This window comes from Planktothricoides sp. SR001 (assembly GCF_001276715.1).
Taxonomy (GTDB): Bacteria; Cyanobacteriota; Cyanobacteriia; order Cyanobacteriales; family Laspinemataceae; genus Planktothricoides; species Planktothricoides raciborskii.
In genome coordinates, this window is the sequence record NZ_LIUQ01000002.1 from 244,941 (window position 1) to 268,069 (window position 23,129).

Sequence of the window (23,129 nt, forward strand, 5' to 3'; positions counted from 1 at the left end):
CTAAAATCATTTAACTAAAATCCTTTAAAGGGTGACGGTACAGGCATCGCGAATCCCTGAAACCTTCATAATCTCAGCCAAAATTCCTTCTGGCAAAGGATCGTCAAGGCTCAGTACCATGACCGCATCGCCGCGAACAATTTTGCGACCCACCTGCATACTGGCAATATTCACATTGAAACTGCCCAGTAGGGAGCCGATTTTACCAATAATCCCTGGCATATCTCGGTGCCTGGTTAAGAGCATATAGTGAGTTGGCGCCACGTTGACGGGGAACTCATCCACATCGGTGATCCGAATTTCCCCATCCCCTAAGATCGCCCCAGTCACCGTATGCTGGCCCAGAGAACCTTTAGCTTCTAAATGCAGGGAACCGGCATAGTCACGAATTGACGCATCACGAGTTTCAATCACCCGAATGCCTCGTTCTTTGGCTTCGATGCTGGCATTCACATAATTGACTCGTTCCCGCAACGCTTGAGAGAGCAGACCTTTGAGGGCAGCCACGACTACAGCTTGACTTTCATTGTTAGCCAAGTCCCCTTGGAGCCGCACATTTAGCAGTTCCACGCGCCCACCGGCCAATTGAGAGACTAAATTGCCCAAGGTTTCCGCCAATTCTAAGTAAGGGCGTAGTTTCTCCAGGGCATCTGGGTAAAGTCCGGGAATGTTTACCGCTGAACGGGCAGGCAGTCCCAAAAGTACATCGCGAATTTGTTCGGCTACGTCAATGGCCACATTGACCTGGGCTTCAGTGGTGGAAGCGCCGAGGTGGGGGGTGAGGACAATTTCTTTGCCCAGTTCCCGCAAGGGCGACCCTTCTTCTAAGGGTTCATTGTCAAAGACATCTAAGGCGGCTCCGGCGATCCGACCTTCTTTTAAGGCGGTGGCTAAAGCGACTTCATCAATAATGCCCCCCCGAGAACAGTTGATAATCCGAGCGGTCGGTTTCATTTTACCGATCGCCTCCGCATTAATCAGATTCGCGGTTTCCTTGGTTTTGGGGATATGCAGGGTAATGTAATCGGCTTCTCGGAATAATAAATCGAGATCGACTAAGCGACAGCCGAGTTGATCCGCTCGTTCAATGGAAATAAACGGATCGTAAGCCAGCATTTTCATGCCCATTGCTTTGGCAATGCTGGCTACATGGGAGCCAATTTTGCCCAGTCCGACAATTCCCAGGGTTTTTTTGTAAATTTCCGCGCCGACAAATTTTTTCCGCTCCCATAAGCCATTTTTAACCGATGTATTGGCATCAGGAACGTAGCGGGAAAGGGCCAGCATCATAGCCAGAGCGTGTTCCGCAGCGGCGATCGTGTTCCCTTCAGGGGAATTGACGACCACAATCCCTTTACGGGTGGCTTCTGGCACATCCACATTATCGACGCCAACGCCAGCGCGACCAATGATTTTGAGGCGATCGCCCGCTGCAATCATTTCTTTAGTAATGCGGGTGCCGGAACGAATCATCCAAGCATCATATTCAGGAATGATGTTGATGAGTTCTTGAGGTGATAGTCCAATTTGAACATCAACCTGGGCGACCTGGGATAGAATATCTATTCCAGCTTGATCAATAGAATCTGAAACGAGAACCTTTGGCATGGTCAGCAAGTAGGTTGCAACTAACAACAGCAAGCCCGATCGACACAGGGGTAATGTCAGAGGGATATCATCCGCTCAACCTAGGCCAGTAGCTTTGGTATTCAATGACGATCTCTGACCCATCAGAAAAACCTCTATACCCGGAAGACTTGGTGCAGTAAGTCATTTTAGCGGTAAATGGGTAGAAAATCTGATGACACATCAAAGTTTTTTTTACTTTCCGATCTCAAAGCCGGGAAATTCGTGATTATTGTGGCAGAAAATGGGCATAATTATCCAGAGGCTTACTCGGCTTAATCACTCTAATCACTCGATCATCTCCCGGCACGATCGGGCTTTCTCACTTAGCGACCCAGCAATGTAAGTTAATGTAAGTTAATGTAAATTTCGCTTTTCGGTAAGTTTAGTTGACCCTAAGCGTTTTTTCCCGAAATCAAATCAATCTTCTAGAGATTCAATCCCGCACTCTCTTTCACTGTCTTTCAGTAAATTCGGAGCATCCCATCTTGGTAAATCTTGATCAAAACATCCAAAACATCACTTTTTTAGCCTTATTCCGCCTGATTCTTCCCGGTAGGGTTGGCTGGACTGCGGCTAACTCTTCGGTTGACCAGTCATTTTTTCCTTTTTTTTACAAAATCCCCCTGGGGCAGCATAAATTTCTAAATTTTCTGGCACTGCCTGGCTCAAGTTCAGATATATTATAACTATGACTGCTGTCTATTATAGCACAAAAATGCTATTTTTTTTTAGCAAAAAAAAGGATTTTGCCGGTTCATTTTTGTGGTTTAATCGTCTATTCATTATTAGTAATTTCTGTGGTATGAAATATCTCGTAGCGGTTCTGGCAGATCGAATTCAAGCGGAAGCAGTTTCCGTTGCCTTGGAAAAAGAAGGCATTCCCACCAGTCAAATCCATATTTTAGGAAAAGGATACAAAAGTGCTGATGAGTTTGGGTTTATCGATCCCAACCAAAAAGCCCGGAAGCAAGCTCTCCTAATGGCAACTTGGCTTGTCCCGTTTGGCTTTGGGGCTGGCTTTACCTTCAGCTTCATTACTAATTTAGACACATTTGCCTGGGCTGGGGAAATCGGCAATCACCTAATTGGTGGACTCTTGGGAGCAATGTCTGGAGCAATGGGTAGCTTTTTTGTGGGTGGTGGGGTTGGTTTAGTGTTTGGCAGTGGCGACGCTTTGCCCTACCGGAACCGGCTGAATCAAGGCAAATATTTAGTGATCGTTCAAGGGGCGGACAGTTTAATTCGCCAAGCCACTCCGATTATAAATCAGTTTAAACCAGAAAATATTCAAGGTTATACTGAGGACGCTAACTTTATTTAATCCCCATTTAATCCGCCTTGATTTTTCTCTTCTTTTGGGCAAAAGTGAACCATAAGAGGAGCAGCAGAGCAAGGTTAACCGTTGAAATGCTTTTAGAATTAGTGTGGATTAGTGTGGATTTTATGGGTGAAGTATTTGGGATAAAATTATCTCATTTGTCATAATTTCCCAATACTTCCCGCTTTCTTTATTTAGAGAAAAATCTATTTTTGGGAAGCAGAGAAATGTGCCACTATATATGATAACAAAAAAAATTACCAATGTAATTTTTTCAATAGCGATCGCCTAGAATGGCTATAATTATAGCGATGGCTATCACGGGTAAAAGTTAATTGGCTCCGGTAAGCATCGGCTGATGATAATTCAAAAAAGCCGATTTCAAAAACGCCGATAAACTAATGAGTAAAAAATGTAAATTCACAATTAGGAAAAAATTTGATTAATTTTTGATTCATCCTTGTTTACAGATATTTAGATCGGAGTATGATGAAAAAAATTCTCACCAGCAGAGCAATATAGTCCATCACTGATGAGATTCTGTATCTAGTCAGTTCCAGACGAGTCAGTCAAAACAATCAACGCCCGGATCGGTTAGGAATTATGTTGGAGGGATGGTAATGGCCAAAATTCTCATTGTGGATGACTCAACTTTATCCAGAAGAATTCTGCGAACAATTCTCATCGCAGAAGGACATCATATTATTGAAGCCACAGACGGATTAGTGGGAATTGAAACTTATTTAATGGAACAGCCGGATTTAGTTTTGCTGGATATGGCAATGCCAGGACTACCCGGAGATGAGGTGCTGGAAAAAATTCTGGAGTTGAATCAATCTGCCAGAGTCATTATTGCCACCGCTGACTTGCAGGACTTAACCAAAACCAAAGTCCTAGAAGCTGGGGCGATGGGTTTTGTCAACAAGCCATTCAATCGCACCAAGGTATTAGAAGTGGTGAATCAGGTACTTAGCAATACCCCAGATGTTTTATAAGGAGATAGAATTATGGATCTCACTCAAACCCAGCTAGATGCTTTGAGTGAACTAATTAATATTGGCTTTGCCAGGGCCGCCAATTCGTTGAGTGAACTCACCGGCGATCGCGTCTTACTCGATGTGCCGCAGGTTTCCATCCATACCATTGATGAGCTTAGGCCAAAACTGGCCAGCTTTGTGGAGGGAGAAGTGGCCACGGTTCAACAGATATTTAACGGACCTGTCTCTGGCAATGCCCTATTATTATTAAATTATGACGGAGCCGTCATGCTCTCAGACTTAATTACCCCAGAGGCTCATATTCATAGCAAGCGATTGGATACCGCAGCATCAGAAGTGATCACGGAAATTGGCAATATTTTGCTGAATGCCTGTTTAAGCGTATTTGGCAACTTATTACAAATTCAAATTTCTTTTTCTGTGCCGCGCTTATATCTGGAAGCGATTGATGGCTTAATCCATTCCCTGGTGATTGGCAAGGAAGAAATGCGGTATGCCATGCTCGTTTACACCGGATTTCGACTCCAAGAAGATGAGGTGAAAGGTTATCTGGTACTGATTTTGAGCGTGGTTTCCTTGGAAAAATTACTGGAAGCGGTGGAACATTGGGCAGATGTTTCGGTGGAAATTCTGGAATAATGATGAGGACTCCCTGAACACTCGAATGATTTGATCGCGATCGCTCAAAATTTACTGAATCTCCATAAATCCCCTTGATCCGACAGCAAAATTACATGAATTATGATGAATGAGAAATTTAACACAAATTACCATCAGGCATTGGAACACTGGCTAGACGCCCTCGCCGATCAAGGAGTCTTTACCACCGATCCTAACTTGAATATTATCAGTTGGAATCATTGGCTAGAAATCCACAGTGGTTTATCGGCAAGTGAAACCATTGGGCATAATTTATTTGAAGTTTATCCCACGTTAGTAAAAAAGGGCATCGAGCGTTTCTATCGTCAAGCCCTCAATGGTCAGGTGGTGATGCTTTCTCAGCGGTTACATCGTTATTTGCTACCGATGTCCACTTCAGCGGTGCAACATCAATTATCCTATATGCAGCAGAGTGCTCGCATTGGCCCATTGATCTCAGAATCAAAGATTGTGGGCACAATTACGGTGATTCACGACGTGACGGAACGGGTGATTCGAGAAACACAACTCCAAGACCAAATTGAAGAATTAGAACGCACTGATGCGGTTTTGCGATCGACTCAGGCAAAATTGCAACATTTACTGGCATCCAGTCCGGCAATTTTATATACTTGCCAAGAAAATAATACCGATCAAATTACTTTGCATATGACCTTTATCAGTGACAATGTTCTAGAACAATTGGGCTATCAACCAAATCAGTTTATTAATCAACCCAATTTTTATTTTGAACATATTCACCCTGATGACACTGAGTTAGTTTTACCAAAAATTTTGCATCTAGGGAAAACCGGACACCAAATTATTGAACATCGATTTTTACACGCTGACTGTAGCTACCGCTGGCTACGCAATGAAATGAAAGTGATAGACAGTCTGGATGGTAATATCGAGCAAGTCGTCGGCGCTATGTACGACATTACCGATCGCAAAGAAGCCGAAGCCCAAATAGAAGAACAAGCGGCATTGATCGGAATTGCCAAAGATGCGATTATGGTAAAAGATTTAGAGGATAGAATTTTATTCTGGAATCCTAGCGCCGAAAAATTATATGGTTGGAAAGCATCAGAAATTATAGGAGAATATGCCAATAAAAAACTTTCTAGTCAAATTTATGATAATTATTATAAGTTAGCTAAAAAAAATACAATTGAGAATGGAGAATGGCAGGGTGAATTACATAAAATTAACAAAAACGGCATGGAAATCATTGTCTCTAGCAGTTGGACATTAGTCAGAGATAGCAAAAATTATCCGAAATCTATCCTAACGGTAGATACGGATATTACCGAAAAGAAGCTTCTAGAAGCGCAGTTTCTCCGGGTGCAACGTATGGAAAGCATTGGCACTTTGGCGAGTGGCATTGCTCACGATCTCAACAATATCTTATCCCCCATTTTAGCTGCCGTTCACCTGTTAAAAATGGATCTCCCAGACGAAAAGCGAGATCAAATTTTAACGATGCTGGAAAATAATACGATTCGCGGGGCGGATTTGGTCAAGCAAGTGTTGTCTTTCGCCAAGGGATTAGAAGGTGAACGGACAATTATTCAAGTCAGACATATTGTTGAAGAAGTTAGATTAATTGCTGATGAAACCTTTCCCAAAACAATTACTGTGGTCACCAACGTTCCTAGAGAATTGTGGTTAATTTATGGCGATCCCACTCAACTGCATCAAATTTTGATGAACCTATGCGTAAATGCCCGCGATGCCATGCCGAATGGCGGCACTTTAAAAATTTACGGGGAAAATGTTTGGATTGATGAAAACTATGCTAAATTAAATTTAGATTCCCTGGTCGGTGCTTATATTTGTATTACGGTAAAAGATACAGGAACGGGAATTCATCCCGATCATTTAAATAAAATATTTGAACCTTTTTTTACTACAAAAGAAATTAGTCGAGGCACGGGTTTAGGTCTGTCCACGGTGATGGGAATCGTCAAAAGCCACGGTGGATTTATTCAGGTGGCCAGTCAACTGGGTGAAGGAACTCAATTTAAAATTTATTTACCCGCCGCACCGGAAAACCATGCCGAAACAATTCCAGAAATTGATTTTCCTCAAGGACAGGGTGAGTTAATTCTGCTGGTGGATGATGAGTTGGTGATTTTGGAAATTAGCCAAACTATTTTAGAAACGAATAATTATCGAGTGATCACCGCGAAAAACGGGATTGAGGCTTTGGCTCGATATACTCAGTACGGAGAGCAAATTAATCTGGTATTATTAAATATGATGATGCCGGGGATGGATGGGAAAACGACTTTGAAATACTTACGGAGTATTAGCCCCCATTTGAAAGTTATAGGGGTGAGTGGTTGGCCTTCTCATTTTGAGGATGATATGGCAGTTAAACAAGAATTAGTCGGTTTTTTGTCCAAGCCTTATACTAGCCAAGAGTTGTTAAAAATTTTGGATAAAGCTTTGCATTCACCTTCAGATATTAGTTCTTAGTTGTTAGTTGTTAGTTGATTTTTTTTGTTGCTAGTTGTTATTTGTTAGTTAACTTTTGTTAGTTTTTTGTTGTTGGTTGTTAGTTCGGGAGATGTCTGTTAAACAACAAATAACAATCAACAAATAACAATCAACAAATAACAATCAACAATCAACAATCAACAAACAACAAACAACAAACAACAAACAACAAACAACAAACAACAAACAACAAACAACAAACAACAAACAACAAACAACAAACAACAAACAACAATCAACAAACAACAAACAACAATCAACAATCAACAATCAACAATCAACAATCAACAAATATATTAATAGGGAAAATTAAGATGCTACCCAAAGAAGAACTGTTAAAAGGTATAGAAAATCGAGACTGTGTTGCCCGCATTATTGACCAAGCAAATCAAGCGATTAAAACTTGGGAGGTGGTGTTGACAGATTTTTTGTCTCCCCCAGAGTTGGCGGATAGTCTAAAGGCTTTTAAGTCTTTGACGGAGGTTCATTGTGTGAGTTGGGGCGGCTACCCCCAAGCGGAACGCACCCGTTTGGCGATCGCCCGTGAGGAAATTCCCCTTGATGTGTCACAAGTGCAGGTCTGCGCGTTAGAAATTGCCGGAAATTTTCTGTTTGACACTGCCAGTCACCGGGATTTTCTGGGGGCAATGTTGGGGACGGGAATTGTCCGGGAAAAAACTGGTGATATTGTTGTTTTGGGCGATCGCGGGGCTCAGGTGATTGTGGTGCCAGAAATGGTGGAGTTTCTGGAAATGGAACTGAAACAAGTGCGATCGGTGCCGGTGAAAACTCAACGAATTGAGTTGACGGAATTAAATATTAAAGAACCGAAGAAAAAGCAGTTAACCACCGTGGAAGCTTCTACGAGGTTAGATGCGATCGCCTCAGCGGGGTTTGGGATGTCTCGGAGTAAAATGGTGGATTTTATTAATGCCGGAGACGTGCGAATTAACTGGAAAGAAATCACCCAACCCAGCTATCAAGTCAAATCCAATGATTTAATTGCCATTCGCGGCAAAGGACGCCTAGAAGTCGGGGAAATTACCGTCACCAAAAAAGGCAGATATCGAGTAGATTTAACGCGATATATATAATTCTATTTGTAGGTTGGGTAGAACGAAGTGAAACCCAACACTTGCGAGGAAAGAGGAAAGAGCATGCATAGGAAAGAGGAAAGAGTGAAGAGTGGAGAGTGGAGATTTCAATTTTCACTCTTCTACGAACCTTTATTCTCTCTCCTCTATTCTCTCTCCTCCGTTGGGTTTCGTACCTCAACCCAACCTACAATTTTAGGCTCATCCCTGACCTCAATTTGGGGCTAACCACTTTTGACCATTTAACCGTTGAATCACGCCAAATAACATCAAGTCCAGAGTAATCTTGCGCTCATCAATCAAAAACGGCTCCAAGGTACTGGGTTTAGCACCGACATCAGAACAAGAAAACCCTCTAGGGCCAGAAATATCCGCTTTGGGGAAATAGAGATTAAATTGACGTTTGCCATTGTTCCAGCGACCAATCACCTGCCAGCATTCGGAGTTGGCACCCAGACCAGACATAGGAAATTTTTGTTTTTCCAACATCACCTCAATATCGTCCAGACCTTCTTTGACCAAAGCTGCTTTTAAGGCTGGCAGATAGTCTTGATGCATAAAATCGGCAAAGGGCTTATCTTCTGGCTTGGGGGCTTTGGCTTTGGCTGCATCGGCTTTGGCTGCTTCCGGTTTGGCTTTGGCTGCGGGTTTGGCTTCTGTGTTTGCTGCTTGCTCTTCGCTCATAAATCGATCCTTCTATGGTTTGAGTAATGGGTGGTTAGCGATCCAAAAAAACAGACTTTTTGCCACCTGTACGAATTTAATCACAATCCTACTAACATTTTTAGCGGGCAATTTTAGCCTATCCATAAAAAAGAAAGGATGAAGGCTTCTGTAGTTAACCCCTCATCCTTTCGGTTGGCATCAATGGGATTAGATTTCCGCGATCGCGCGTTCGATCAGCCGCCGCGCTAAAGTTTGGATCCCGGTATGCTCATAATAGTTGGTAGTCATATCCAGGAATGCCGCCACATAGTCCAGCTTGTCATCGGCAATTTCCACATAGCCTTGTAAGCTGCTGAGGACTGATTGGGGGGTTAAACTCCGTTCTCCGACAAAATTGCTCATCCAATCAGACACGGAAGAAAAGCTTTCGCCGATAAAACTCAACTTACTACTGGCATTATTTCCGGGAATTAGAGTGCTCACGGACTTAAAGGAACCATTCTCCTCAAGTTCTTTCGGGCTTAAACTTTCAATGGTGGATAATCCTTTTTGGATAAAGTCGGGGCCGAGGGGAATTAACCCATCCAGGCAAACTAAGGCCGCCATTCGCATAATCGACTCACCGCCATAGTCTGCTAACGAGGCGAGAAAGTCCCCAATGCTATCGCCGGGAATGCCGTTAATTTGACAGAAAGCTACCAATTCCACGACTAATTTCATTACTAAGTCAATGGTTTGCGCTTTGTCTGCTTTGGGGGTGAGTTTGTTTAAAAAGCCGAGAAAGCTGATATCTTCACCAATTTTATTGGCCATTGCCGCAGTACCGAGGGCGGAACCGGCGCTATCAATGGTTTGGTAAAGCCAGAGGGCGCGTTGGTAGCCTTCGTTTTTGTCGTTGAACAGATAGATGGCCCGATCGCCTACTTGTTGGATAATCTCTGGGTCGTCTTCCCCGGTTACTTGCCGAATGGTATTTTCAAAGCCCACCAGGTTGTTCCACTGACCGGGAACCACAAAGTCAAGGGCGCGGAGGACTTTGACCGTCATATTATTGGTTGGTAGCTGATCCACCAATTCAAAAATCGGTTTACTCATGGAAAGACTCCTATTTGAAGATTACTAAGTTTGGATTTTGTCTGGAATAGACAAGGATTATTTAAGTCTAGATAAACCACTGAGATTAAATTCTGAAATCCACTTTTCGCGATCGCTTGGTGACAAAGAACTCGATTGCACTTTTACTTGATAACGGTCAGCCACCAACACTGAAGTCATAGTTTTTCCTTGTTCTGCTGCTGGATAACCGCCAATTTTTTTCGTGCTGCTGGCAAATTTTTTCACCGCATCCGGTGTATCAATTGTATCAGTAATCGAGAGCTTGGCTACGCTTTGGCCGCCTTTTTTCAAATCGGCGATCGCGGCTCCTTTTTTCTCCTGTTCATAGACCAAGCTATATTCCCCACTGGGTTTAGGAAAAAACTTATTAAATTCTCCTCCTTTAACTTGTTTTTTCACCGCTTGATTACGCGGTTGGGTGGTACTTTCTTTTTGGGCAGTATCCCACTTTGTGGTCTTGGTTTCCGCACAAGCGCCCACGAGTAGCAGCAACGTGAGCATCACGGAAAGGACTATTTTTCGGCTATTTTTTGATAAAATCATTGGAGTTTCCTAATCTAAAATGAAATGTTTTCTCAAGTTTCTAGATAGCCTAATTATCTCTAACTGGCTCTAAAACTGGCTCTAACAGGCAGAAACCGGGTTTCTTTAGCAAATCTCTGTAATCCCACCAAAATTCTCATAGAAACCCTGTTTCTAATAAAATCACCCCGACTTCATTATAGTGAAATTATTTTTACCCGCAACTATTCACCGACCCGGATATTTTTTGAGTGAGTAAAAACAACTATTAAATCGGTTTTCTGTTGAATAGACCACAGATATTTAGTAGGGGCGAAGCATTCTGTAGGGGCGAATGGCCATTCGCCCCTACAATACTGAAAATATTAAATTAAATACCGCTTGGGCTTCGCCCCAGCGTGGTTCAGTAATCTGAAAACCGCTGTAAAAGCAGAGATTTAATCCAAGATCACGCCCTAACCGAGATTTGTGGTCTATTCAGTAAAAAAACCGCTGTAAATATGCGAGTAATGCAATAAAATCTCAGTTATTCACTTTTACCTTTAGGATTGGCTGGTTTATTGGTTTGTTTTTCTGGGGAAGTTGTTGGTTCGCCTTCAGTTGTAGGACTTTCTGCAGTTGGCTAATTATTAACAACACAAGGGCCATTAGTGTACTTTTTATCGGATTTTTCTAGATTAATCTGCGCTTGATTTAACTCACCGAAAGGGATCCAACCTAATTGAGATTTTATTTTATCTCCTAACGGCGGATCTTCAGGTGGGCAAACTTGAACTTGCAGCCATTTCTCAGTATCTCCAGTTATATTTCCTGGTTTTTCTTTCACTAAAATAACCGTATCTGTGGCGATTTTAGCGATTTCCTCTGATTTATTCTTAGACTTGTTCTTATAAAGGGAAAGAGGAGATTCTGATACATTAGAGTCAGCCTTAATCTGATATAAAGTACCAGTGGTTAGGTCTTCCCATTGCACGGACACTGGTGGATTAGAACTCGTTGTCGAATTGTCTTGTGAATTTGTAGCTAACCGATTTTCTGGATTACTTTCTGAATTATTTGAACCAGTCATATTGTTCAAAGAATTCAAATAAAAAGCCACAATACCCAGTCCTACCACTAGGACTATGGCCAATAAAATCGGTAAAAATGGCCGCGAACCTGTTGGCCGTGTGGCTAACTTTGTTGGGGCAGAAGAAGAAACTTCTTGCCCAGGCAATTCGGTATCCTCATCGGGATGAGCATCGGGATGCATTAAAGGGAGTGGAATTTGCTCAAGTTCAGCCAACAATGCTTCTGGGGTAATCTGGGCTGTTTCATTGGGACTGACTCGACAATGCACTAAAGCGACCGTTACATTGTCATGGCCATTGTGATAGTTGGCCAAATCAATCAGAAGATTAACCCCTTGAGTTAAAGATAGCTCTCCATTTAAGACCGGCAAAATCTTACTCTGCCAATATTGTTCTACTCGGTCGTTGTCACTGAGTCCATCAGAGCAGAGTAAAAATAAGCAGTCTTCATCAATCACAAAACGTTCGACTGATGGATGCAGATGAGCGGAAGGCCCCATCCCCAGGGCTTGTACCAGAGAACCAGAGGAGGGTTGTTGCAGGGCATCCCGATAGAGGATGTAGCCAAAACAAACGTGACGGGAGGCGACATCATCGTCGATTGTCACTTGGCGGCAGCCGCTGCGGTTAATCCAATAGGCGCGACTATCCCCCACATGGGTGATATAGAGTTCGTGGGCATGGGTGTATGACATCACCAGAGTGGTGCCCATACGTTGACGGCCTTGTTTTTGTTGGCTATCGTTTTTGGCGGAGATTGCTTCATTAGCCGCCCCTGCCGCCTGAACTAGGGTGGTGGTGATTGTCCTTGGGTCGGTTAAATTGGCTTTTGATGTTTGCTGTTGTTGGATGTGCTTTTTCACCGCATCAATGGCCATATTTGAGGCGACGTTGCCGCCTTCATGTCCCCCAATGCCGTCACAGACGATCGCTAATGAACTTAGTCCCGATTCTGAGGTGAGTTTCGTGCTACTTTCGTTGGGATAACAAGCGTCTTCGTTCCGGCGACGGCTAGGACCTTGGTTGGTGTCGGTGGCGATCGCATATTCTCGTTGCTGAAGTTGCCCACATACATTTAAACCGCGATCGAGTAAAGCAACTAGCTGGTCACTGGTTTTAATTTCACCATCGATCAACAACTGGCAAAGTTTTTCTAAAAAAGGAGCAATCAACGGGTTGGCGGTGGATACCCATTGGGACCAGAATTGACCCAAATTTTCTAGGGTGGGAAACTTACTATCCAGACGCAGTTCTAATAATCTGACAATTGACCCTTCCACCCGGATTAGTTCTGGGTTCAGCAAACTTCCCGCCACTCCTTCGCCCATAAATGGGTGCCAAAGATTAGCTATTTGCCACAACCAGTTAAGCTGTCTTAAGGGTGAAGCTTTCGCCCATTGGCCGATTAACGGTGGCATTAGTTTACCCGTCTGTGGGGGTGGGGTTTCCCTAGCTTCGCTGCCAGACGGGGTAGGAATTTCTGCGTAAATCGGCCCTTGCTCTAATAACCACAAGCCAGAACTACTGATTTTTTGATCCACCAATTGACCGTAAACTTGGGGAACATGGATGCGGTGAGAAAAGAGCCTTAAGTAGGGCAAAATCAAATCGGGAATTTCCACCGGCACATCTGGGACTTTGCCCGGTTTTGTATCGAGCAGAAGGCGATCGCCCTTCAACACATAGCGATCGGCCAGGACTTCACCGCTTTTCAAATCTTTAAACTTTTCTTTAAACTTTTGGACTCCTGTCCCCACTACCCATAGATAGCGCTTAGGCAACGGGGTGCGGCATTTTTCGCAAAATTGATGGTGTTCTGCATTGGGCTGTTCACAGGTGTAGTTGGGACAAATAATGGTTGCCGCAGGTGTTTGCATGGGGATTCCTCACGCCGATCAGCTATGGTCTAGGGGGAATAGGCTCGGCTTATAAGCTTATGAGTTTAAAATAGCTTATTTTTCGCCTGCTTGATGGTTCACGGTTATTCGGGTATGGGTCAGCCCCAGGAAACATAGATTGCGCCGATGGGCTGACGACTCTCCGGTAACAACCGCCCGGAGAAAAATCTGAGGGATAGAGAACCGGGTACAGAAACCGGGTTTTGTGCCTTGCGGCAGTTTCGGCTGATATCATGGCAGCCACCCGGTTTCAAGGGTTCGCACTGATCGGATTAGCGATCGGACAAAAGGACTTGAGGCAGTCCCATGCTGTAATTGACCGCCCGACTGTTGAGGTTATAGCTAATCTTCCCCTGTTGCAGGAGCGATCGCACATAATGTTCCAAATCAGAACCAATGCGCCGCAAGTTATATTCGGTCAGTTCCTCACCGGCAGAAGCTTGGACTAATTCATCAAATTTTTGGTGTACATCGGCTAAGACTTGATCGTTCCAGTTTAATTCATTATCTGGATCGATATCCAGAGTTAAGGTGTCTTCGCTGGGAACCATTTCGTCTCCTTGAACAACACCGGCAAAAATATGAACGTGACGAGTTGTGGACTTCAACAGCATAACAATGGTTAGATTAAGGATACTTGAGTATTGTAAAGCGTTGTTACAACATCAGTCTCAGCTTTAACTCCCATCTTGGATTAACATCCTAAACATCCTAAACATCCTAAACATCCTAAACATCCTAAACATCCTAAATATAAGGAGTGATATCTTCACCGCAATCATCCGCTAAATAACTCAGAGAGCGAAAACGCAATCCCACCAACTGTTCATACAAAGGATTCAGCTTGCACATTGGGGGAATATGGACAATTTTGTGGCCAAAGAGTTTAATGTCTCTTTCAAAGGGACATTGGGGCGGAATCATTTTGCACAAGAACTTCGCCAGACGCGGATCGTGGATTTCCAGTCCATCCATCCAGTCACGCACTGGCGCCAAAACATCCACTCCTGGGTGTGGTGGTTTCAAACTGTGGCCACTGGTGGCGAGATCCACCGGAGTTTCCTGAGTCATGGTTTGCCGATCTTCTATGGTATGTCGCAGAGACTCCAGGGCATCCACGTTGACCCCCAAAGCGACACACAGTTCTTGGAGCAGTTGATCTTCCGAGGGAGAATAAATCCCATCGGCTAAGGCGACCATCACCGCTGTTCTCAGGAAATTTTCCGCGATCGCCGGATCTTTGCCCAAAAACTCACCTAACTCTGAGGTGGAAATCGGTTCAAAAGATTCTAAATCAATTTTTAGGGCTAACTCGGTTTGAGTCAGTTCGTGGATTAAATCTTTTTCCTCCCGATCAAAGTGACCATCAGCCCAAGCAATGGACAATAAGCCACGCAACCAGGTAGAAATCTGATCGTCGGTTAAGGTATTACATTTGACAGCTTTAGTCATTCACTTCCTTCCTATGGCGGAATATCTCAGAATGCTTCTATGAGCATTTTAACTCAGGAATTCAGCACTGGAGGGTTCCCAGTGCTGCTACCTTTGCCCGGTTATTTTTCCTCATATCCACCGGCATAGGTAATCACGCACATAACGCGATATTCGCGATGCTCACCACAAGCCACCCCTGTAACCCGAAAATCTGAGTTAAAAATATTCGTGCGATGACCGCGATCGGTAACGCCATCATCAACAATCAAGCTGATCACCACATCTTCTCCAGTATTTGGGCCATAGCTAATATTTTCCCCCACCGTCTTTTGCCATTCCCCATAACGCTCCAGCCGATCCCACGGCTGACTGCCGTCGGTCCCCGTATGACCCAAGTTACCCCCAGGGCCTTGATCTTGCACATGATCCGCTGCGGCTTTGGACATTCCACTCGAAGCAGTCAGGGCAGACATGGGACTAGCGGATTTGAGAAACTGAATCGCCTCATTGACTGCACTTACCCCTTCCTGGGTCATCAGGGGAGTTTGTCCGGGGATTTTCAGTATGCCACCCTCAAAATATTTAGTCTGCTTTTCCAGCTTTGCCGCATAAGCGGTAGGATTCGTCCGCGCTGCGTTGGTTTCTTGAATAATCGCTTGTTCCAACGCGGAAAAGTTAGTGTTACTTGATTGGGCTAGTTTCATCGGTGCAGTAATCGTTTCTCTCGCAGGCTGAATACTGGCTTCTACGGTGAGCGTTCGCTCCCCAGAAACCTGACCGAGTAAGTTCACCACGGCCATCACGAGAATACTGGCTGACCCGATCGTCAAAAATTTGGTTGGCAGCATAAATTGCCCTCAACATGTATAATGTATTCTGCTTTTTTATATCTCAATTGGCGCTCATAATGGGCGATCGCACCCAGAAAATTTTTCTGAATCGGCGATCGCGCCCCAAGAAGATAAATTTTTGTTTATCATGCTGATAGTCTTCATGGAATGCGAAATCATCAATGGACTACGAAACTGCTTATCAGCTATTAATCACCCAGGGCAATGCCCTTTTCAAACCTGAAAGTGAAGATGACTTTCTCAGACGCTTACAACAAGGAAAACCCCCAATCCCCGGTCAAGTCACCGCCATTTTGTTAGCCTTAAAAATTGTCTTTGAAGCTTTGCACGACGCAAAAACCATCCAGCGGGAGTTAGCCTTAGCCGTCTATGTGCTAACAATGGAAAGTCAACGCCTGTTTGAAGCCGGACGAAAATCTCAAGTTGACTGGCCTCCCTTATTAAAAGAAGATTTATATCGCATTTCTTTGGCGGTACAAAGTCTTTTTTCTGGGGTTTGGCAAACGTAAGCTCAACTAAGCGGTCAGCGATCGGCAATCAGCGATCTGCGGTCAGGGTTAAGTTAATCCGATCGCGCTTCGTGCTAATAGCATAAAGGCCGATCGCTCACCGTCAGGGACACCCTTGAAGAGATCGCCGCCCATTAGGTAAAAACGCCCCACATAAATTACTACTACTTAAATTAGCTTGCCCCAAATTTGCCTCAAGTAAAAAACTATTTCTTAAATCAGTTTCTGTAAAAATTCCCCCATTCAAATTAGATCGATTCAGATTAGATTGACTCAAATTAGCTTTGGTAAAATTACCACTGCTTAAATCCGCTTCAAACAAATTAACTTCCCTTAAATTTGCTTCAGTTAAATTCGCCCGATTTAACGTCACCTTTCCCAGATAAGACCCTTGTAAATTTGCCTTAGTCAAATTCGCATTAGTTAAATCAGCCCCCCCTAAATTACTGTCACTCAAATTCGCATTGCGTAAATCAGCCCCCGCTAATTTGGCTCTACTTAAATTAGCCCCTCTCAAATCACATCCGGGACATTTATTCGTACTCAGCAACCGTTGAACATCAGGGCGTTCTTGAGAATAAACTCGTCCGGTAAACCAGACTAAACTGAGAAATACCGCCATGAACAAAATAGTTTTTTTCATCCTTGCCTCAACTCATGTTTTCCCATCATTTCAGATTATTTCCCAGAATTAATTATGAGAGTTACTTAGGAAGTTCAATAGTAAATTCTGTGCCTTCATTTACCTTTGAATAGCACTCTAACAAACCCCCGTGTTTCTCAACAATAATCGACCGACTAATCGATAATCCGAGTCCAGTTCCTTCCCCTCTTGACTTGCTGGTAATAAAAGGATCAAAAATTTTCGCCCGCAACTCATCGGGAATTCCCGGTCCATTATCGGCAATTTTAATCGAAATGCCATAGTCAGGAATTTCACAAGTAGTAATGGTAATTGTCAGGTCAATATGAGCGCTATGATAACTTTTAGCTAAATAAAAAGATTGAGGAAAGCGGACTTGCTCATCAAAAGCATCGATCGCATTGGCAAATAAATTCATAAACACCTGATTCATTGGCCCTGGATAACAGGAAACCAGGGGCAACTTGCCATAATCTTTAATCACTTTAATTTCTGGACGTTCGGAATTTGCCTTAAGTCGATGCTGTAAAATCATCAGGGTACTATCAATACACTCGTGAATATTAATCGGTACTTTCTTAGAGTGATCTGCCCGAGCAAAATTTCGCAAAGACAGACTAATTTCTCGAATTCTATCCAGTCCTAATTTCATAGAAGCGATCATATTCGGTAAGTCTTCGAGCATATAGTTTAATTCAATTTTTTCAGCATTTTCAATAATTTCATAACCCGGATCGGTAAACTTTTCTTGATAAAGCTTTAAATGTTCAGTTATCTCGGTGAAATATTCCTCTAAAAGTGCCATATTGCCGGTAATAAAATTGAGAGGATTATTAATTTCATGGGCTACCCCCGCCACTAATTCTCCCAGGCTTGACATTTTTTCACTTTGAATTAACTGTAATTTTGCATTAGACAGTTTAGTCAAAGAATCGGTCAGTTCTGCGGTTCTTTGTTCAACGCGCTTTTCTAATTCGGCGGTGAGTTTTTCTAAAGACGCTTGGGCTTGAGTGCGGTGGATAATTTCTTTTTGCAACCGTAAATGAACATTGATCCGAGCTAAAACCTCTTCCGGTTGAATTGGCTTAGTAATATAGTCTACGGCTCCCAAGGATAGTCCTTTAATTTTATCAATTGGGTCAGAAAGTCCGGTCATAAAAATCACCGGAATATCTTTAGTATCCTGATTTTTTTTTAATATCTGACAGGTTTCAAATCCATCAATTCCTGACATCACCACATCTAACAATATGATGTTGGGCAATCGGTGTTTGACTTGTGAAATCAATTCTTCTCCTGATTGAAAGGCAAATACAGAAAAGCCACGGTTTAAAAAGGTCAAAAGATATTCAAGATTGGTTTTGCTATCATCGACGATGAAGATAATATCTTGAATCGGGGTCTCCATCTTTAATTTCTCCCTTCGGTTGGGGTAAAGGATAGTTGGGTTTGAAAACAGTATTTTATACAAGTTTATCGGGTACAACAATTAAAAATTGTTTCAGCACTAATCTTCAGTAAATTTTATACAAATATCAGAAAAATATAAGAATTTTTCTCAGCGATCGCTCAAAAATCGACAATCGATAAGTCATTCATCGCATCTAAGGGAAATCTTGATGAAATTGTACATCAATCAAGGATGGTCTATTTCAATTGTAATCGGCTGGTGTGATTTTTGTCCTCTAGAATGATCGAATCCAGATCGAACCATTCCACACCGATTCCCAACGGCTACGGGCTTCACTTACCGCCCCCAGCCTATTCTCCCCTATTGGATCCCCTTTGAGGGTTAAGAATTCATCGCACTTACAGCAAGGCCAAAACTCTTAGTTAGGATAGTGAATGAAACATAAGAATCTGGCGAAAAATTCATGCTAAAGACTTCCTCTGCAACATCAGATGCAACAGATGCAATATCAGAGTCGGTAAGCGAAGAGCCACATCGGGGAATCGCCGCTGGTTTTCATGCTCTTTCCGATCCCCTACGGATTCAAGTGCTGGAATTATTGCGCCGGCAAGAGTTATGTGTCTGCGAACTATGCGACCAGCTTGCTGTTAATCAATCAAAGCTTTCTTTCCACCTGAAAACCCTCAAAGACGCTGGGTTGATTCGCGGACGACAGGAAGGCCGATGGATTTACTACAGTCTAAATTTATCTCAGTTCGTGGAGTTAGAGCAGTATCTCGCAGAATATCACCGCTTTAGTCCGATTCTTCCCGGTCGTCAATGTTCTGAATGACTGTTGTTTGTTTGTTGTTTGTTATTTGTTATCGGTTATTTGCCACATTTCCCTTGCTGGAAAGCCGGTTGTTGTTTGGGGCGATCGCGCATACTAAATCCGCTTTAATTTGTAGGGGTTAACGTCCGTTGACCCCTACCCACCCCAGACCTAACCGGATTTCAGATCCATAACCTGCCGACCAATAGCCTGCCGACCAATAGCCTGCCGACCAATGACCAATATACCAATATAATTAAAGTAAAATTTTGCTAAACCTGCCGATATGCAGCAGAAGCCCTAGGATATCTAGGATATATTTAATCTGCTTTAATCTGCTGAATTGTTGCTGTTATGAGTTATTGTCTAAACCCCAATTGCCGTAAGCCTGAAAATCCTCTGACCCATAAGTTTTGCTCTAGTTGCGGATCTAAGTTGCTGCTCAGAGATCGTTATCGGGCGATTTCGGCGATCGCACAAGGGGGATTTGGCAAAACCTTTTTAGCGGTAGATGAAGATAAACCCTCTAAATCTCGCTGCATTATTAAACAATTTTATCCCCAAGCCCAAGGCACTTCTAATTTACAAAAAGCGGCCAAATTGTTCGCCCAAGAAGCAGAACGGTTAGAACAATTAGGGAAACATCCTCAAATTCCCGAATTGTTAGCCTATTTTATCCAAGATAACCAGCAATATTTGGTGCAAGAACTAATTGAAGGGCAAAACTTGGCAGAAATCTTAGCTACTAACGGAGCATTTACAGAACTTCAAATCCGGGATTTACTGACTCAATTGTTGCCGGTGCTGGATTTTATCCATACTAATAAAATTATTCACCGGGATATTAAGCCCACGAATATTATTCGGCAGAGTGATGGACGATTGGTTCTGGTAGATTTTGGCGCCGCTAAGTTGACCAAAGAAACCACTTTGATGACTACTGGAACCACCATTGGTTCTCCGGAATATGTCGCCCCAGAACAAGCAATGGGTCGAGCAGTTTTTGCCAGCGATTTATATAGTTTGGGTGTGACTTGTATTCATTTGGTGACGAATGTTTCGCCGTTTGAACTGTTTGAACCGTCAGAAGAAGGTTGGGCATGGCGAGAATATTTAGCCCAAAATCCAATTAGTTTTGATTTAGCCCGGATTTTGGATAAAATGAGCGCTACGACGACAAAAAAGCGCTTTTATTCGGCGGCTGAGGTGTTGCAACAGTTAAATCCAGGGACGGGAATTCCTCGACCGGCAAATCCTGTGATGGTGACTCAGCCTCCTGGGGGGGCATTCCGAGGGGGAATTCAGGGGGGGGAAGTCACTGAGGGGGCGTGGAAATGTATCTATACGTTTACAGGTCATGGGGATAGTGTCAATTCGGTGGCGTTTAGTCCCGACGGACAGTTGCTCACCAGTGGCAGCAGTGATGGCAGTATTAAGCTTTGGCATCTGCGAGATGGTGTGGAAGTGACTACCCTTGGGGGTCGGCGTTGGTTTTATCGGTTGTTTAATTCAGTGACAGCGGTGGCTTTGAGTTCTGATGGTCAAACTCTTGCCAGTGGCATTAATCGGAATATTAAGCTTTGGCATTTAAATGAGGAACGAGAATTAACCACTCTGCGAGGTCATCCGGGAACGGTGGAGGCTTTGGCGTTTAGTCCCGATGGGCAAATGTTGGCAAGTGGGGGCAGTGATGGCACGATTAAGTTGTGGTGGGTGCGCGATGGTCAGGAGTTGCGGACTTTGCCCGCTCATTATCATGCTTTGACTTCTCTGGCGTTTACCCCCGATGGCAAAATTTTAGCCAGTCATAGTGCATCAGATAATGTGATTAAGTTGTGGCGGCTAAAAGATGGACAGCTTATTTCCGGGACGACTTTTTTTCTGGGGTTGGTGTTTGCGATCGCCTTTACGGTGGATGGACAGGCGATCGCTTGTGGTAGTAAAGATGAGATGCTGAAAATCTGGCGGCTTGCCGATGGTGAAGAGTTAGGAATGCTCCGAGGAAATCCTAGCTGGGTCAGTGCGATCGCCATTAGCCCGAATGGGGCGACTATTGCCACTGGAGGTCGAGATAAAACTATTAAAATTTGGCAATGTAATTAGGGTGTGGGGCTGCCATCGGTGTGGGGTTTGGGATGTGGGGAAAAATAATTGATAATTAATAATTAACAATTAATAAATATTTTATCAATTATCAATTATCAATTATCAATTATCAATTATCAATTGTTTGGTTGGTGCTATGCCAGTCCGACTAACTTCGCACTCAAGTCCCAGAGACGTTCGGCTTTTTCGTCATCACGAGCTTGGGGAGAAACCTTTTGGACAAAGGATTTGCGACCCTTTTTCTGGCGGTTGCCCCAACTCCAATAAGCGCCGGATTGCTTATATTCCGGATCGACGACCACGGCGGCGACCCGTTCACCAGCTAAGTCCTGAGACACATACCCGCCAGTGATGTATTTTTGGAATAAGGGGAAAATTTTCTGAAATAGAGGATAGTGGTTGCGGAATAATGGGGTGTCGGCAACACATCCCGGATAAAGAGAACTAAAAGTAATCCCGGTTGATTCGTGATAGCGGTGATGTAGTTCGCGCATGGTTAGCACGTTGCACACTTTGCTGTCTTTATAGGCTTTGACAGGTTCAAATTTTTTGCCATCAATCATGGAAACAGGTTCTTTGAATCCGAGGGCAAATCCTTCCAGATTGCCTAAATCAGGCCGTGGGGGAATTTTACCGCCGAGTTCATCGGGGTTATGGGTGACGGTGCCTAATAGGATCATCCGCTTGTCTGCGGCAGGTGATCGCTTCATATCCTCCAACATCACGCTGCACAGCAGAAAATGTCCGAGGTGATTGGTGGCCATACTGAGCTCATATCCCTCTGGACTGCGTAATGGTTCTTTGATTAACGGCATATAGATGGCCGCATTGCAAACCAACGCTTCGAGCGATCGCCCAGTAGCGCGAAAATCATTGATAAACCGTCGGACACTATCCAAGGAACCTAGATCAATATGTAAAATCTTGTAGCTGTCCTTGGGAATTCCCACCTCTTGGGCGGCTTTTTCTGCCTTTTCAAGATTCCGACAAGCCATGATCACATACCATCCCCGTTTGGCGAGTGCTTTCGCCGCATATAAACCCACCCCGGACGAGGCCCCCGTGACGATCACTGTTGACTTTTGATCTTGTGACATTTGCAATTCCGACTCAGTTGACCTTTGTTGACTATTATTCTGATTTTACATCGGGGTTGAGTACCCAAATTATTACAAAAAGTAAACTTTGTTCTGTTACTTGTTATTTGTTACTTGTTATTTTTTATGAAAATAACGAATAACAGGTGACAAGTAAATTAATTTTCTAAGAGTTCTCGGAGAAATTTTTTGGCTTTGGCTGCTTCCGGTTTAAAGCCCACAAATACTAATAAAAAACCAAATAAAAACATCCCCAAAGGAATCAATGCCGCCGGTTCAAAATTTCCCTCACCCAGGGTAGCGAGTAAAAATAAGATGCCCATGTTGCCAACCATGCCCAGCCAAACCAACATAAAGATAAATACCAAAGGGTCTAGGATCATGGAGATTTCAATTTTGCTGCCCGTTCCTTCTGGGGTGATTCTGCCATTAATTAGGGGTAAAAAAGAGTTGCGATAACTGATGATGCGGCTGATCTGGAAAGCGCGATCGCCAATTTCTCCTTGATATGGTTTAGCGGAATTTTTGGCGTCCCAGGGCAAAATTTGCCGAGGGTCTACCACTTCTAATAATGTTTCTCGGACGCGATCGGGATTTCGGGAACTGTGAATCGTGAATTTTTCTAGAGGTATCATAGCGATCGAGTTGATAAGCGGGTGAATTAACCAAACAAGTTAAGGAAACAGACAACGGTGAACGGTGAACTGTGAACCCCTAAGAGGGAAAAATCTTTATTTTTATTTTAGCATTTACGCCAAGAAGTGCCACTCCAAAAGTATCGTTTTTTTTGGGGCAGCTTTACACGGCTTTGCCTA

Annotated in this window: 21 protein-coding genes; 9 read left to right on the plus strand and 12 right to left on the minus strand. The window is 43.6% G+C overall.

Annotation, left to right across the window (positions count from 1 at the left end):
* Window positions 1–24: 24 nt before the first annotated feature.
* Entirely contained in the window at window positions 25–1,608 is a 1,584-nt protein-coding gene (gene serA, locus AM228_RS02285) for a phosphoglycerate dehydrogenase (RefSeq protein ID WP_054464472.1), read from the minus strand.
* 823 nt (window positions 1,609–2,431) lie between these two features.
* Between serA and AM228_RS02290 the strand changes: the two genes are divergently transcribed.
* From AM228_RS02290 to AM228_RS02310, 5 genes are all read left to right on the plus strand, one after another.
* Complete coding sequence (locus AM228_RS02290; RefSeq protein ID WP_054464514.1) at window positions 2,432–2,950, plus strand: hypothetical protein; 519 nt, start codon at window positions 2,432–2,434, stop codon at window positions 2,948–2,950.
* 617 nt (window positions 2,951–3,567) lie between these two features.
* A complete protein-coding gene (locus AM228_RS02295; protein WP_054464473.1) occupies window positions 3,568–3,942 on the plus strand; it encodes a response regulator in 375 nt (124 codons plus the stop codon).
* Between the two features lie 12 nt (window positions 3,943–3,954).
* Window positions 3,955–4,584 (plus strand): chemotaxis protein CheC, encoded by a 630-nt coding sequence (locus tag AM228_RS02300; RefSeq protein ID WP_054464474.1) that lies wholly within the window; start codon window positions 3,955–3,957, stop codon window positions 4,582–4,584.
* A 102-nt stretch (window positions 4,585–4,686) separates the two neighbouring features.
* Complete coding sequence (locus tag AM228_RS02305) at window positions 4,687–7,065, plus strand: PAS domain S-box protein (RefSeq protein ID WP_054464475.1); 2,379 nt, start codon at window positions 4,687–4,689, stop codon at window positions 7,063–7,065.
* Between the two features lie 335 nt (window positions 7,066–7,400).
* Window positions 7,401–8,180 (plus strand): photosystem II S4 domain protein, encoded by a 780-nt coding sequence (locus AM228_RS02310; protein WP_054464476.1) that lies wholly within the window; start codon window positions 7,401–7,403, stop codon window positions 8,178–8,180.
* Between the two features lie 213 nt (window positions 8,181–8,393).
* Here the strand turns inward: AM228_RS02310 and AM228_RS02315 are convergent, their stop codons facing one another.
* From AM228_RS02315 to AM228_RS02345, 7 genes are all read right to left on the minus strand, one after another.
* On the minus strand, window positions 8,394–8,864 hold the full coding sequence (locus AM228_RS02315; protein ID WP_054464477.1) for a DUF2996 domain-containing protein: 471 nt from the start codon (window positions 8,862–8,864) through the stop codon (window positions 8,394–8,396).
* 189 nt (window positions 8,865–9,053) lie between these two features.
* Entirely contained in the window at window positions 9,054–9,941 is an 888-nt protein-coding gene (locus tag AM228_RS02320; RefSeq protein WP_054464478.1) for a hypothetical protein, read from the minus strand.
* A 57-nt stretch (window positions 9,942–9,998) separates the two neighbouring features.
* Window positions 9,999–10,505, minus strand: a complete 507-nt coding sequence (locus AM228_RS02325; protein WP_054464479.1) for a hypothetical protein — start codon at window positions 10,503–10,505, stop codon at window positions 9,999–10,001.
* Between the two features lie 601 nt (window positions 10,506–11,106).
* Window positions 11,107–13,431, minus strand: coding sequence for a protein phosphatase 2C domain-containing protein (locus AM228_RS02330; protein WP_054464480.1), 2,325 nt, complete (start codon window positions 13,429–13,431; stop codon window positions 11,107–11,109).
* A gap of 293 nt (window positions 13,432–13,724) precedes the next feature.
* On the minus strand, window positions 13,725–14,066 hold the full coding sequence (locus AM228_RS02335; protein ID WP_054464481.1) for an NAD(P)H-quinone oxidoreductase subunit M: 342 nt from the start codon (window positions 14,064–14,066) through the stop codon (window positions 13,725–13,727).
* 133 nt (window positions 14,067–14,199) lie between these two features.
* Window positions 14,200–14,904, minus strand: a complete 705-nt coding sequence (locus AM228_RS02340; RefSeq protein WP_054464482.1) for a Mo-dependent nitrogenase C-terminal domain-containing protein — start codon at window positions 14,902–14,904, stop codon at window positions 14,200–14,202.
* Window positions 14,905–15,005: 101 nt separating this feature from the next.
* Complete coding sequence (locus tag AM228_RS02345) at window positions 15,006–15,734, minus strand: CAP domain-containing protein (RefSeq protein WP_054464483.1); 729 nt, start codon at window positions 15,732–15,734, stop codon at window positions 15,006–15,008.
* 164 nt (window positions 15,735–15,898) lie between these two features.
* Between AM228_RS02345 and AM228_RS02350 the strand changes: the two genes are divergently transcribed.
* Window positions 15,899–16,246, plus strand: coding sequence for a hypothetical protein (locus tag AM228_RS02350; protein ID WP_054464484.1), 348 nt, complete (start codon window positions 15,899–15,901; stop codon window positions 16,244–16,246).
* A 103-nt stretch (window positions 16,247–16,349) separates the two neighbouring features.
* On the opposite strand, the gene AM228_RS02355 is transcribed toward AM228_RS02350, so the two are convergent.
* Both AM228_RS02355 and AM228_RS02360 read right to left on the minus strand, forming a co-directional pair.
* Window positions 16,350–16,889, minus strand: coding sequence for a pentapeptide repeat-containing protein (locus AM228_RS02355; RefSeq protein ID WP_054464485.1), 540 nt, complete (start codon window positions 16,887–16,889; stop codon window positions 16,350–16,352).
* A gap of 61 nt (window positions 16,890–16,950) precedes the next feature.
* Window positions 16,951–18,297 (minus strand): response regulator, encoded by a 1,347-nt coding sequence (locus AM228_RS02360; protein WP_054464486.1) that lies wholly within the window; start codon window positions 18,295–18,297, stop codon window positions 16,951–16,953.
* Window positions 18,298–18,763: 466 nt separating this feature from the next.
* On the opposite strand from AM228_RS02360, the gene AM228_RS02365 reads away from it, so the two are divergent.
* From AM228_RS02365 to AM228_RS02370, 3 genes are all read left to right on the plus strand, one after another.
* Window positions 18,764–19,132: a helix-turn-helix transcriptional regulator gene (locus AM228_RS02365; RefSeq protein ID WP_072160617.1), complete on the plus strand. Its 369-nt coding sequence runs from the start codon at window positions 18,764–18,766 to the stop codon at window positions 19,130–19,132.
* On the plus strand, window positions 19,129–19,254 hold the full coding sequence (locus AM228_RS35925; protein ID WP_255353133.1) for a hypothetical protein: 126 nt from the start codon (window positions 19,129–19,131) through the stop codon (window positions 19,252–19,254). The genes AM228_RS02365 and AM228_RS35925 overlap by 4 nt, the downstream gene beginning before the upstream one ends.
* Before the next feature lie 211 nt (window positions 19,255–19,465).
* A complete protein-coding gene (locus AM228_RS02370; RefSeq protein WP_054464487.1) occupies window positions 19,466–21,214 on the plus strand; it encodes a serine/threonine-protein kinase in 1,749 nt (582 codons plus the stop codon).
* A gap of 137 nt (window positions 21,215–21,351) precedes the next feature.
* Here AM228_RS02370 and AM228_RS02375 read toward each other — a convergent pair whose 3' ends face one another.
* On the minus strand, window positions 21,352–22,314 hold the full coding sequence (locus AM228_RS02375; RefSeq protein ID WP_054464488.1) for a protochlorophyllide reductase: 963 nt from the start codon (window positions 22,312–22,314) through the stop codon (window positions 21,352–21,354).
* A 158-nt stretch (window positions 22,315–22,472) separates the two neighbouring features.
* The gene (locus AM228_RS02380) at window positions 22,473–22,949 is read right to left on the minus strand and encodes a hypothetical protein (RefSeq protein WP_054464489.1); all 477 of its coding nucleotides are present in this window, start codon (window positions 22,947–22,949) and stop codon (window positions 22,473–22,475) included.
* Window positions 22,950–23,129 lie beyond the last annotated feature (180 nt).